Origin of the sequence: Sphaerisporangium sp. NPDC049002 (assembly GCF_040649355.1) — a bacterium.
Lineage (GTDB): Bacteria > Actinomycetota > Actinomycetes > Streptosporangiales > Streptosporangiaceae > Sphaerisporangium.
On sequence record NZ_JBEZFH010000083.1, the window covers coordinates 15896 to 28391 of the forward strand.

At 71.6% G+C, this 12496-nt stretch carries 10 protein-coding genes; 7 read left to right on the plus strand and 3 right to left on the minus strand.

Going from position 1 to position 12496, the window contains the following annotated elements:
- Window positions 1-93 precede the first annotated feature (93 nt).
- Entirely contained in the window at window positions 94-399 is a 306-nt protein-coding gene (locus AB0B89_RS18180) for a hypothetical protein (RefSeq protein WP_358553717.1), read from the plus strand.
- A 103-nt stretch (window positions 400-502) separates the two neighbouring features.
- On the opposite strand, the gene thyX is transcribed toward AB0B89_RS18180, so the two are convergent.
- Together thyX and AB0B89_RS18190 are read right to left on the minus strand one after the other, a co-directional pair.
- The gene (gene thyX, locus AB0B89_RS18185; RefSeq protein WP_358553719.1) at window positions 503-1729 is read right to left on the minus strand and encodes an FAD-dependent thymidylate synthase; all 1227 of its coding nucleotides are present in this window, start codon (window positions 1727-1729) and stop codon (window positions 503-505) included.
- A 178-nt stretch (window positions 1730-1907) separates the two neighbouring features.
- Window positions 1908-4061, minus strand: coding sequence for an anthranilate synthase component I (locus AB0B89_RS18190; protein ID WP_358553721.1), 2154 nt, complete (start codon window positions 4059-4061; stop codon window positions 1908-1910).
- Between the two features lie 330 nt (window positions 4062-4391).
- Between AB0B89_RS18190 and AB0B89_RS18195 the strand changes: the two genes are divergently transcribed.
- From AB0B89_RS18195 to mctP, 3 genes are all read left to right on the plus strand, one after another.
- Window positions 4392-5990: a CocE/NonD family hydrolase gene (locus tag AB0B89_RS18195; RefSeq protein ID WP_358553723.1), complete on the plus strand. Its 1599-nt coding sequence runs from the start codon at window positions 4392-4394 to the stop codon at window positions 5988-5990.
- A 333-nt stretch (window positions 5991-6323) separates the two neighbouring features.
- On the plus strand, window positions 6324-6557 hold the full coding sequence (locus AB0B89_RS18200) for a DUF3311 domain-containing protein (protein ID WP_358553724.1): 234 nt from the start codon (window positions 6324-6326) through the stop codon (window positions 6555-6557).
- Complete coding sequence (gene mctP, locus AB0B89_RS18205) at window positions 6554-8161, plus strand: monocarboxylate uptake permease MctP (RefSeq protein ID WP_358553726.1); 1608 nt, start codon at window positions 6554-6556, stop codon at window positions 8159-8161. Before AB0B89_RS18200 ends, mctP begins: the two co-directional genes overlap by 4 nt.
- Window positions 8162-8183: 22 nt before the next feature.
- Here mctP and AB0B89_RS18210 read toward each other — a convergent pair whose 3' ends face one another.
- On the minus strand, window positions 8184-8795 hold the full coding sequence (locus tag AB0B89_RS18210) for a TetR family transcriptional regulator (protein ID WP_358553727.1): 612 nt from the start codon (window positions 8793-8795) through the stop codon (window positions 8184-8186).
- 164 nt (window positions 8796-8959) lie between these two features.
- On the opposite strand from AB0B89_RS18210, the gene AB0B89_RS18215 reads away from it, so the two are divergent.
- From AB0B89_RS18215 to AB0B89_RS18225, 3 genes are read left to right on the plus strand one after another with little or no spacing between them, the layout of a single operon-like run.
- Entirely contained in the window at window positions 8960-10627 is a 1668-nt protein-coding gene (locus AB0B89_RS18215) for a protein kinase (protein ID WP_358553729.1), read from the plus strand.
- A gap of 54 nt (window positions 10628-10681) precedes the next feature.
- A complete protein-coding gene (locus tag AB0B89_RS18220) occupies window positions 10682-11464 on the plus strand; it encodes a hypothetical protein (RefSeq protein WP_358553731.1) in 783 nt (260 codons plus the stop codon).
- Between the two features lie 28 nt (window positions 11465-11492).
- A complete protein-coding gene (locus AB0B89_RS18225) occupies window positions 11493-12443 on the plus strand; it encodes a hypothetical protein (RefSeq protein WP_358553733.1) in 951 nt (316 codons plus the stop codon).
- Window positions 12444-12496 lie beyond the last annotated feature (53 nt).

Genomic DNA, 12496 nt, shown 5'->3' on the forward strand with positions numbered 1-12496 from the left:
CATGCAGGGCACCCTGCTCGCCGCCGACACGAGGCGTTCCTCCCCCCACGTCGCACGGGCCTTGCCTGTCGCCACGGCGGTGCGCTGACTCCGATGGCCAAGCCGGTCACGCTCGTGACATTCGTGCTGCCCAGCGCGCTCGGGCACTGGGGCAGCGGGGCCACCGAGGTCCGCGTCTTCGCCGTCGCCGACTCCGACGAGAGCCGCCCCACGCTGGGCGCGGCGCTCCACACCCTGCGGCGCACCCACCCCCTGCTGGAGAAGCGGCTCTGCGACGAGCACGGCGGGATCCGCCGCCACATCAGCATGTTCGTGTGCGGGGAGAACGCCCGCCGCCTAGGCGGGCTGGCCTGCGCCTTACCCCCGGGCGCGGAGGTCTACGTGCTTCCCGCCCTGTAGAGAGCCCCCGATGACGGCCCGCCACCGGGGGGTGCGGGCCGGCCGACTCTCAGCGCGGCGACGGGGTGCCGGAGCGCACGGCACCCTTGAGCGCTGCGCCCCGCTAGGGGGCGACGCGGCCGGCGGCGTTGAAGGCGGCGTGGGTGAGCGGCATCAGCCCGGCCCAGAACGCCTCCATCTTCTCGGCCACCATCTCGATCTCGCGCTGCGGGAACGACGGCACGCTCGCGCGCTCGTCCTTGGTGCGCAGGGACAGGAAGTGCATCAGCGAGCGGGCGTTGCACGTGGCGTACATGGAGGAGAACAGGCCGACGGGCAGCACGGCCCGCGCGACCTCGCGGGCGATGCCCGCCGCCAGCATCTCCTGGTAGGCCTCGTACGACCGCCGGTAGGAGCTCTCCATGGTCTCGGTCACCAGCTTGTGCTGCTCGTCGTCGCCCTCGACGAACTGGTAGCGGCCCGGCTTGCCCTCCTGCACGAGCTTCCGCGCCCGCCCGGGCACATAGAAGACCGGCTGAAGCTCGCGGTACCTTCCGCTCTCCTCGTTGTACGAATTGTGAACGACCACGCCGTTGGCAAGGAAGTTGTGCCAGGGGCCCTCGACCGACAGATCGTAGGTCATCTCCTCGCCGCCGTCACCGATCGAGACGATCGGGTCGGGTTCGGCGACCGGCGGCTTTCCTCCGCGCGTGGGCGCTTCGGAGGGACGCGGCCCGGTCTCGCCGATCATGACCTTGTCTCCGACCTCCAGCTCCCCCGCCTTGCGCCAGGCCTCGGGAGTGAGGACGGCGTGGTCCACGGAGCACCTCAGCGACCGGCCGCTCGCGGTGCCGAGACGGATCAGCCGCTTGACCCCGGACTCCATGACATCGAGGATCTTGCCCTGTGACTCCAGCAGGGTCGTCTCGTCGAAACACCGCACATGGTCACGGCGCGTGTACTGCGGCGCTCCCCCACCCGCGCGGGGCCTGGTGCCATCGACGCCGTGATGCCAGAGCCGGTAGAGCTCCGCGATGGTCCGGCGGCGAACATGCCCTTTCTCGCTCACCAGCGTGATCTCGGAATCGCCTGCGAGGCACCAGCCGACCCTGTGCCGGTGGAACTCGCGGAAGACCAGGATCGGCGCGTTGATGAAGAAGGTCATCGAGTTGTGCTCGAACGGGCTGCCGTGCCGGTCGCGCATGAGGAAGTTGATCAGGCCCTTGGAGCGCTCGGGATCCTGGTGGACCGCCTCCAGGGACTGCTCCCCGGCGGTGGACACCCGGGCGGCCCAGACCACGTCGGAGTCGGCCGCGCTGTGCCTGACCAGCTCCACCGTCACATCGCTCACGAATTCCACGCCTCGGATCCCCCTCGTCTAGGCCGCCCACATCGTAACGGAGTGGCTTCGCTTCGGGGGATGTCGCGGCGGATCGTGATCGCAGGCGCCACGGCCGCCCGCCGCCGGGTCGCGCCCTCACGCCGGTGTCCGGCCTGTGGACTCTGAGGGCGCGCCCCGGCTTCGGCCGCTACTTCTCCGCCGCCTCCACCGAACCCCGGCACAGCCTCAACACGTTGGCGACGATCCGGGATCCGGCGCCGCCCTCGGCGGTGAGGATGGACTCGGGGTGGAACTGGACGCCGAACCGGCGGTTGACGGTGTCCTCGATGGCCATGACCGCGCCGTCGGGGGTCAGCGCGGTGACCGTGAAGCCTTTCACCTCAGGCTGCTTGGCGTGCAGCGAGTGGTAGCGGGCGCCGGTGAACTCGCCCGGCAGCCCGTCGAGCAGCGCGCTGTCGCCCACCCTGCGGACCAGCCCCCTCTTGCCGTGCTCGGGGTGGGGCAGCAGCGACAGGGTGCCGCCCGCGTGCTCGACCATCGCCTGCAGGCCGAGACAGACGCCGAAGACGGGCAGCCCCCTGGCGTACAGGGCGCCGACGAGGTCGGAGCAGCCGAAGTCGGACGGCCACCCGGGGCCGGGCGAGAGCACCGCCAGGTCCGGGGCGACCTCGTCGAGCATGGTGAGCGGGAAGCCGTGGCGCAGGGTGACGACGTCGGCGCCGTGCTGGCGGAAGTAGTCGGCGAGGGTGTTGACGAAGGAGTCCTCGTAGTCGACGAGCAGGACCTTCACCCCCTCCCCCGGGCGCTCGGCCGACGCCGCCGGCACGGCCCGCTCCGGCGGGGCGCCGACGGCGGCGAGGGCGCCGAGCAGGGCGCTGGCCTTCAGCTCGGTCTCCCGCTCCTCGGCGCCGGGGTCGGAGTCGAACAGCAGCGTCGCGCCGGCGCGGACCGTCGCCACGCCGTCGCGGATCTGGGCGGTGCGCAGGGTGAGGCCGGTGTTCATCGACCCGTCGAAGCCGAGGTAGCCGACGGCGCCGCCGTACCAGCGCCGGGCGGTCGCCTCGTGGTCCTCGATGAACTGCATCGCCCAGGTCTTGGGCGCCCCGGTGACGGTGACGGCCCACATGTGGGTGAGGAAGGCGTCCAGGGCGTCGAACCCGGGGCGCAGCCGGCCTTCGATGTGGTCGACGGTGTGGATGAGGCGGGAGTACATCTCGATCTGGCGGCGGCCGATGACCTGGACCGTGCCCGGGACGCAGATGCGCGACTTGTCGTTGCGGTCGACGTCGGTGCACATGGTCAGCTCGGACTCCTCCTTCACCGAGCTGAGCAGCGTGCGGATGGCCTCGGCGTCCTCCACGGGGTTGGCGCCGCGCGCGATCGTGCCGGAGATCGGGCAGGTCTCGACCCTGTCGCCCTGGACGCGGACGTACATCTCCGGCGAGGCGCCGACCAGGTGCTCGCCCTCGCCGAGGTTGAACAGGAACTCGTACGGCGCGGGGTTGATCTTGCGCAGGCCCCGGTAGAAGCCGGAGGGGTCGTCGCAGGAGGCGTGGAAGACCTGCCCGGGGACCACCTCGAACAGGTCGCCACGCCGGAACTTCTGCTTGGCGGCCTCCACGACCTCCGCGTACTCCCCCTGCTCCGGATTTTTCGGGATCTGGGTGGGTGTGGGGGGAAGCGGGACGGACTCCCCGGTGCGCGGGAGGCCGCGGGTCGAGACGCCGTCGACGGTGAACTCGTAGAGGTACTCCCGACTTGTCTCCCGCTTGCGGTCGATCACCATGACCCGGTCGGGCAGGTGGAGGACCAGGTCGCGCTGGTCGCCCTCGCGTTCGAGCGCCTGCCTGATCGGCTCGAACTGGAAGGCCAGGTCGTAGCCGAACGCCCCGTACAGCCCGAGGTGCTCGTCGTCGCCCGCGAAGGCGGCGATCACCTCGCGGATGGCCGTGAAGACCGTGGGACGGCGGCTGCGCATCTCCTCGGGCAGGATGTCCTCGGACTCGGCGACGTGGACCTCGACGTGGTCCACGGTCGGCTCCGTCGTGGTCTTGCCCGCGGCGAGCAGGCAGGAGGTGACGGCGGGCAGCACGACCCTGCCGCGCTCGTTCAGCGCCCGCGCGGAGATCTCGCGTCCCCGGGCGACGATCTCCAGGACGGGGTCGATGTAGGCGAGGTGCCATCGGCTGTACCGGCCGGGGTACTCCATGCCCGAGGACAGCACGCCGCCGCGCCGCTCGCCGAGGGAGGAGACCACCTCCTCCAGCACGGACTCGGGAACGTCGGCGGTCGTCACCTCGACACCGATGCCGCCCGCGGTTGTATATCCGCTCGTGTCCACCCTTGCCTCGCCCTTCTGGATCTTCGATTTGGCCCCGGGTGGGCATGAAAAAGGCCGCCTCCCGGGGCGGCCGTCCGAAATGAATGCGAAACATGCGCCGCCTAGGAGCGGCGCCACCACTGAGCAGGTGAAATCGTTCGCATGGCCAAATGGTAGCGGCCTTACGGACCCGCCGCCACTTCTTCGGCCAACAGCCCGGCGCGGGGACGGACGCCGGATGAGTGACATACGTCACAGCGCCCGGCGGCCGATAGCACTAGCATGTTACCAGTGAGTAAAGCGCTGCTTACATCAACCGGGGTATGACTCCGCTTACAGGCAGGAGCGCTCATGGCTCGGGTTCAGTACAGGGTGGTCGTCCACAGGGACGTGCAGGTCCCCATGCCGGATGGCGTCCTCCTGCTGGCCGACCGCTACATCCCGATCGGCGTGAGCAGGCCCCCCACCATCCTCATCCGCTCACCGTACGGCAGGCGCGGCCTGTTCGGGCTGGCGTACGGCAGGGCCTTCGCGCGGCAGGGCTTCCAGGTGATCCTGCAGAGCTGCCGGGGCGGGTTCGGGTCGGGCGGCGAGCTCACCCCCCTGGACGAGCAGGACGACGGCCTCGCGACGGTCGAGTGGATGCGGGCCCAGCCCTGGTACGGCGGGAGCTTCGCCATGCACGGCCCCAGCTACCTCGGTTACGCGCAGTGGGCGATCGCGCCGTACGCGGGCCCGGACCTGAAGGCCATGGCCACCCAGGTCACCGCGTCGCAGTTCCGCGACGCCGCCTACGTCGGCGGTTCGTTCGCCCTTGAGTCCACGCTGAGCTGGAGCACGCTCACCGCCCTGATGTCCGGGCCGCTCAGCGGGGCGGCGGTGTTCTTCGCCCCCCGCCGCACCCAGCGGGCCGTGCTCTCCGGGCGGCCGATCGGAGAGCTCGACGTGCTGGCGGCCGGCCGGCAGCTCCCGTTCTTCCAGGAGGTGCTCACCCACCACGCCGACCCCGCCGTGCCGTTCTGGAAGAAGAGGGACTTCTCGGCCACCGTGGGCGAGGTGGACGCGGCGGTCACCATGACCGGCGGCTGGTACGACGTCTTCCTGCCATGGCAGCTCAAGGACTACATGGCCATGCGGGCCGCCGGGCGCCGGCCGTACCTCACGGTCGGGCCGTGGCACCACGCCGACGTGCGGCACGGCCGCCTCGCCAACCTCGACGCGCTCGCCTGGTTCCGCGCCCACCTGCTCGGCGACACCTCCGGGCTGCGCGCCAGCCCCGTGCGGCTGTACGTCACGGGCGCGGACGAGTGGCGCGACTTCGAGGACTGGCCCGTGCCCGGCACCAGGAAGCGGCGCTGGCACCTGCAGCCGGGGTTCGGCCTGGCGACCGCCAACCCGGCCGCCGGGTCCTATCCCGACCGGTACCGCTACAACCCGGCGCGGCCGACGCCCGTCTCCGGCGGGCCGACCCTGCTCGGGAACTCCGCCCCCCGCGACAACCGCCGCCTGGAGGGGCGCTCCGACGTGCTCGTCTACACCGGCGACGCGCTCGGCGAGGACCTCGACCTGATCGGCCCGGTCACCGCGGAGGTGTTCCTCAGATCCAGCACGCGCCACACCGACCTGGTGGTCCGGGTGTGCGACGTGCATCCGGACGGCACCTCGCTCAACGTGTGCGAGGGCGTACGGCGCCTTCTGCCCGGTGCGCCGCCGGAGGACGAGGAGGGCGTCCGCCGCGTCGAGGTCGACCTGTGGCCGATCGCCCACCGCTTCAAGAAGGGTCACCGCGTGCGCGTGCACGTGGCGAGCGGCGCCTACCCCCGGCTGGCCCGCAACCTCGGAACCGGCGAGCCCCTCGGGACCGGCCACCTGTCGGTCGCGGCCGACCAGGAGATCTTCCACGACCCGGACCATCCCTCGGCCGTCATCCTGCCCCACGCCGCGAGCTGACGACCCCTGCGAGCCGTCCCCGGCACGACTTTTCACCGGTCTTTACGAGATGCGGGCAGCGTTGTCAAGGCGCTGCGGACGCGTGTTCGGCGACCGGCCCGATACCGTCGCCGAAGTGCCCGCCCCGGAGGCGTACGGCACCCGCGACACCACCGCTGACCTGGACCGATGCCCCCGTGCCCCTGCGGGCGGCGCCGGCGTCGCCGCTCGGCGCGCCAACAGGTCCGTTCGGCGAATGGTGAGGCGCGCGACCCCGTCGCGAAATTACGCTTCCGCACAACCGGATAACTAGCCCCATCAGGCTAGTTACGCCTCTCTTCTCCCTAGGAGAGTGTGTTGACGACGCCACCCAGCGATCAGCGCCCGGCCCGAAGCGATCGCAGCCCGTGGAACCGGCTGCTGCTCGTGCCGATCGCGATTCCCTTGATCCCCGCCCTCTACAACGCCGACGAGCCGCGCCTGTTCGGGTTCCCGCTGTTCTACTGGCTGCAGCTCGCGTTCATCATCCTCGGCGTCGGCGCCACCACGATCGTCTACCAGGTGGGCAAGAAGCGGAGCGGGCGATGAGCGGGCACGTCACCGAGCTGATCGTCTTCGCGATCCTGTTCGTGGTCGTGAGCGGCATGGGGTTCGTCGCGGCCCGCTGGCGCCGTCCCGACGACCTGGCGACACTGGACGAGTGGGGGCTCGGCGGCCGGAAGTTCGGCTCGTGGATCACGTGGTTCCTCGTCGGCGGCGACCTGTACACCGCCTACACGTTCGTGGCCGTGCCCGCGCTGTTGTTCGGCGCGGGGGCGACGGGCTTCTTCGCCCTGCCGTACACGATCGTCACCTACCCGCTGGTGTTCCTCGTGCTGATCCGGCTGTGGTCGGTCGCCCACGTGCACGGCATGGTCACCCCGGCCGACTTCGTCCGCGCCCGCTTCGGCTCCCCCACCCTGGCGCTGCTGATCGCGATCACGGGCCTGGTGGCCACCATGCCGTACATCGCGCTGCAGCTCGTCGGGATCGAGGCCGTGCTGAAGACCATGGGCGTCACCGGCGACCTGCCGCTCATCATCGCCTTCGCGATCCTCGCGGCCTACACCTACCAGTCGGGCCTGCGCGCGCCCGCGCTGATCGCGTTCGTCAAGGACGGCCTGATCTACCTGGTCATCCTGGTGGCGATCATCTACATCCCGAGCAGGCTCGGCGGCTGGGGCTCGATCTTCGACGCGGCCCGGGCCAAGTTCGACGCCACCCCGGCCCCGGGTGACGGCATCCTGCTCAACCCGAACAACCAGCTCCAGTACGTCACGCTGGCGTTCGGGTCGGCCCTGGCGCTGTTCCTGTACCCGCACAGCGTCACCGGGGTGCTGGCGGCGCGCAACCGCGGGGTGATCAAGCGGAACATGTCCGCACTGCCCGCATACAGCCTGCTCCTTGGCCTGATCGCGCTGCTCGGCTACATGGCGATCGCCGCCGGGATCAAGCCCGTCACCGCCGGCGGCAAGGCGGACGCCAACACGGTGGTACCGCTGCTGTTCGACAAGATGTTCCCCGACTGGTTCGCCGGGGTGGCCTACGCCGCCGTCGGCATCGGCGCGCTCGTCCCCGCCGCCATCATGTCGATCGCCGCCGCGAACCTGTTCACGCGCAACATCTACAAGGAGTACGTCAGGCGGGACGCCACCAGCGCCCAGGAGGCGGCCGTCAGCAAGATCGCCTCGCTCGTGGTGAAGATCGGCGCGGTACTCGTCATCCTGCTGATCGACCCGCAGTTCTCCATCGACCTCCAGCTCATCGGTGGCGTCATCATCCTGCAGACCCTGCCCTCGGTCGGCCTCGGCCTGTACACCCGCTGGTTCCACCGGGGCGGCCTGATCGCGGGGTGGGCCGCCGGCATGGCGTCCGGCATGTTGATGCTCTACAACGTCGCCAACCCGGCGACCGACCACGCCCACTTCGGCGGCTCGGCGTTCGCGCTGTCGAAGCTGGGCCTGGACACCAAGATGACGATCTACGCCGGTTTCCTCGCCCTGGCCGTCAACCTCGTCGTCGCGGTCGCCGGGACGCTGATCGCGCGGGCCGGCAAGTTCGCCGACGGGGACGACGCCACCCGCCCCTCCGACTACCTGGCCGACGAGGGCGACCCCCGGGTCCAAGAGATCGAGCTGTCCGGCTCCCGCTGACGGCCCGCCTCCGCGCCGGCGCTCAGGAGGGATCCGGCGCGAAGGTTCCCTCCAGGGCGGCGACGATGACGTCCACGAGGCTCTCGACCACCTGCCGCCGGTCGACCTCATGGTGCTCCAGCCACCAGTCGCCCGTCGTCTGCACCATGCCGACGAACGCGTGCCCGAGGATCTGCGCACGTACCGGGTCGGACACGGTGCCGTCGGCGGCGATGACCGCGCCGAGCTCCTCCCCCAGGCTGCGCACGATGCCGGCCATGTGGGAGTGGGTGCGGCTGTCCTCGGCGCCGGCGCGGTGGAACAGGAAGCGGTAGAGGTTGAGGTTGGCCGAGATCATGTCGAGGTAGGTCTCGATGGTGGCCCGGGCCCGGGTGCGCAGGCCGGTGCGGGCCCTTGCGAACTCGCGGCGCAGCTGCTTGATCACCGTGCGGATGTGCCTGTCGGCCAGCGCCTGGTAGAGGCCGCTCTTGTCGCCGAAGTGCCGGTAGAGGATGGGCTTGGTGATGCCCGCCTCGGCGGCGATGGCCGCCATCGACGCCTGCGGGCCCTCGCGCCGGATGACCCGGTCGGCCGCGTCGAGCAGCGCCCGGCGCCGGTCCGGATCCCTTCCGCCGATCCCCGCCACGGTCGCCATGCAGGACAGCATAGGGGTACTTCACGGTCACGTACCGCTGTCGCCGGATCATGGGGACTCCCTCCCCTATCACCACCCGATCAGCGCGAAAGTGTGATCTCTGCCCATACACCGGCGAACCGTTCCGGTAGTGTGCCGCTCGCGTGCCGCGATGGAGGTGGAAGGTGACCGAGCCTGGAGCGCCGGAGGTGCCGGGCTACGAGGTGCTCGGGATCCTCGGGCAGGGCGGATTCGGCGTGGTCTACCGCGCCCGGCAGCTCGCCGTGCGCCGCGAGGTCGCCCTCAAGGTCGACAACCGCGTGCTGGTCTCCGAGCGTGACCGGCGGCGGTTCATGCGGGAGGTCACCTCGGCCGGGGCCCTGTCCGGTCATCCCCACGTGGCCGACGTCTACGACGCGGGCGTGCTCGGCGACGGCCGGCCGTACATGGTGCTGGAGCTGTGCCCCGGCGGGTCGCTGGCCGACCGGCTGCGCGGCGAAGGGCCCCTGGGCCCGCGCGAGGTCCGCGACATCGGCGTGCGCATCGCGGACGCGCTGGCGGCGGCGCACGCGGCGGGCGTGCTGCACCGCGACGTCAAACCGGCCAACATCCTGGTCAACGGCTACGGCATGGTGGCGCTGTCGGACTTCGGGCTGGCCACGAGCGCGCACGCCGAGGGCGACATGTCGGTTACGCGCGAGTCGCTGACCCCCGCCTTCGGGCCGCCCGAGGCGTTCGAGCTGGCCGAGCCGAGCCCTGCCGGCGACGTGTACTCGCTGTCGGCCACGCTGTACGCCCTGCTCAACGGCCGGCCGCCGCGCTTCCCCGAGGGCGGGGTGGTGAACATCGCGATGATCATGGCGATGCACCGCCGGCCGATCCCGGAGATCCCCGGTGTCCCCGCGGGCCTGACCGCGGTCCTGCGGGCGGGGATGGCCACCGATCCCCGCGAGCGCATCCCTTCGGCCGCCGCCCTGAGGGACGCGCTGTCGTCCCTTCCGGCCTCCGCGCTCCCCGCCTCGCGCGACGCGCACGCGGCGCCGTCCGGGGCCGTGCCGTCCAGGTCACCGCGGCCGGCGGCGTCGCCCGCGCACGCCGGGCATCCCGGGGCGGCGCGTCCCGCCCCCCGGCCGTCCGGGCCGTCCTCGCGCGATGCGGGAAACGGCCGCCCGGCGCGGGGCGGCGCGACGGGACCGGGCGCGCGAGCGTCGGCGGTCACGCGGCCTCCCCAGGCGCCGGCGCCGTCCTCACAGGCGGGGATGTACGTCGTGGTCGCGGGCGTGTTCGCGCTGCTGCTGACCATCGGGACGGCGATCATGCTGCACGAGGGCCAGGTGCCCGGGAACGTCACCGCGACGACCACGCCGAACGGGTACGACCCGCCGAGCGCGATCTCCTCCGCCCCCGGCTCGAAGGTGACGGCGGGCGAGGTGAGCACCACCACCGAGAACTGCCCGGCCGCGGCGGTCGCGGGCGCGAACGCCGCGTGCGGGCGGGAGGCCGAGTGCTGGGGCGGCATCGTCTCGACCGCGGGGTCGGTGACGGTGAAGAGGCGCGGCTGCGAGGAGACCCACGCGTGGGAGACCTTCGCCGTGGCCCCGATGCCCGCCGATACGATCACCTACGACATGGAGGACCTCGAAGGTCATCCGACGGTCAAGAAGCTCTGCTCGATGCCGGTGCTCATCCAGTCGACGTACGGCCCGGCCAAGGCCATCGCCCCCGGCAAATGGATGGTGTCGGTGCTGCCGCCCACCCCGGAGGCCTTCAAGCAGGGCGTCCGGATCTACCGGTGCGTGGGCGGGGTGATCGGCCAGGACCGGCCCGGCACGTACTTCAGGCCCCTGAGCTGAGGCACACGCCTGGAAATCACTGGAACTCAAGGGAACTGTTGGTACGCTCCGGGCGTGAGTGAATCGCTGGACGATCTGGAGGAGCGCATCACCGCGCTCCGCGGTGAGATCCGGCAGGCCGTGCGAGCCCGCGAGAGCGTCCTCGCCCGGTCGCTGCGCGCCGAGCTCCGAAGGGCGGAGCGGGCGTGGGACCAGGCGCTCACCGCCCACGACCCCGCCCGCGAGGAGGAGGACGAAGCGCGACCCGGCTCGCTGCTCCCGGTCCGCGAGCAGGTCCACCAGGCGCTCACCCTGCTCGGCGTGCCCGCCGCCGCCAAGATGATCGTGGCCGTGCACGGGGCCCTGCGCGCGGGCTCGCTCAAGGGCACCCAGCTCACCAGCCTGCGCAGGGACGAGGAGCGGTCCTTCCGCACCTCGCCGTTCGCCCGGCCGTACTACCTGTGCGCCGCGCTCACCGATCGGCTCTCCGCCTCCCGGGGGCTGCTGGCCGTCAGCACCTGGCCGCTGGAGCAACGGGTCGTCGGGCCGCTGAGCCCCCGTGTCGACTTCCTGACCACCGCGATCCGGGTGGCCGGGCACATCATCCGGCTGGCCGAGGCCGGTGAGCCGCCCCCGCCGAGCGCGCAGCGGCTTTTGTCCCGGCTGGCACACAACGTCCCTGGCGCCGCGCCCGATCCCGTGACCGTGGTCAAGGCGGCCAAGGCGGAGCTGGAGGTCCACGCCGCCGCCGACGCCGCGGCCCGCGCGGAGATCGCCGGCCGCGCGCGCGACCGGCTGCGTGACGCCGAGCGCCTGTTCGGCGGCACCGTCCTGACCCTGGTCCAAAGAGAGGCGTGAGGTGGAACGGCCCGAAGAGAGGCGCGAGGTGGACCGACTCGACCGGCTGCGCGGCCCGGTGCCGCCGCGCCCCCACGACGCGCGGGCCATCGCCGCCCTGGCGGCCAACCCCGGGTGCGCGCGCCGCGCCGTGCTGGACGCCGCCGGCATCGACAAGGACGCGACGGCCACCCACCTGGGCTTTCCCGCGCCCTTCGGCCGGTCGCCCTTCGCCATCACCCGCGGCAACCTGTTCGAGGCGCTGGTCAAGGAGAGCGGCTGCGCCGAACTGCTGAGGCTGCTCCGCGAGCTCCTCGGCCTGCCGATCCCTCTGGCGGCGTACACCGATCTCGGCGACATCGGCGGCGACCCGTCCGCGCACCTGCGCCACTCCCACACCCGCAAGCTCATCGACACCGCGGCCCGCGACGGCGACGACGCGGGCACGCTCTACGACCATCCGCTGCTGCGGCTGGACATCGCCGGCCACAGCTCCTACCTGGAGCCCGACGTGGTGGCGTTCCGGCTGGGCGGCCGGTTCCACATCGTGGAGATCAAGTCGTTCGCCGTCATCGACGGGCAGGCCGAGCCAGAGAAGGTCGCGGCGGCGGCCCGCCAGGCCGCCGTGTACGTGCTGGCGCTGAGGAACCTTCTGGAGGATCTCGGCCACGATCCCCAGCGGGTGTCCCACGACGTCGTGCTGGTGTGCCCCGAGAACTTCGCGAACCGCCCCACCGCGACGCTGGTGGACGTGCGCAGGGAGCTCGCCGTGCTCAGACGGCAGCTCGCCCGCATGACGCGCGTCGGCGCGATCGTGGACGCGCTGGAGCCCGAGCTGACCTTCGACCTGGCGCTGGACGCCGAGGGAGTGCCGACCCGCCCGGTGGCGGAGCTGCGTGACGCGGTGCGCGGCGTCGACGCCCGGTACGCGCCCGACTGCCTGTCGACCTGTGACCTGTGCTTCTTCTGCCGGCGGTCTCGATCTGGTCCAGGCCCTTGAGCGCGAAGTCGTCGATGATGAGCAGCTGAACGTGAGCGAGCCGGCGCATCTCG

Bases quoted from the DNA above. Each gene is read 5' to 3' on its own strand.
- AB0B89_RS18195 (WP_358553723.1), top strand. From the start codon at position 4,392: ATGGCTCGGGTTCAGTACAGGGTGGTCGTCCACAGGGACGTGCAGGTC.
- AB0B89_RS18180 (WP_358553717.1), top strand. From the start codon at position 94: ATGGCCAAGCCGGTCACGCTCGTGACATTCGTGCTGCCCAGCGCGCTC.
- AB0B89_RS18210 (WP_358553727.1), bottom strand. From the start codon at position 8,795: ATGGCGACCGTGGCGGGGATCGGCGGAAGGGATCCGGACCGGCGCCGG.
- mctP (WP_358553726.1), top strand. From the start codon at position 6,554: ATGAGCGGGCACGTCACCGAGCTGATCGTCTTCGCGATCCTGTTCGTG.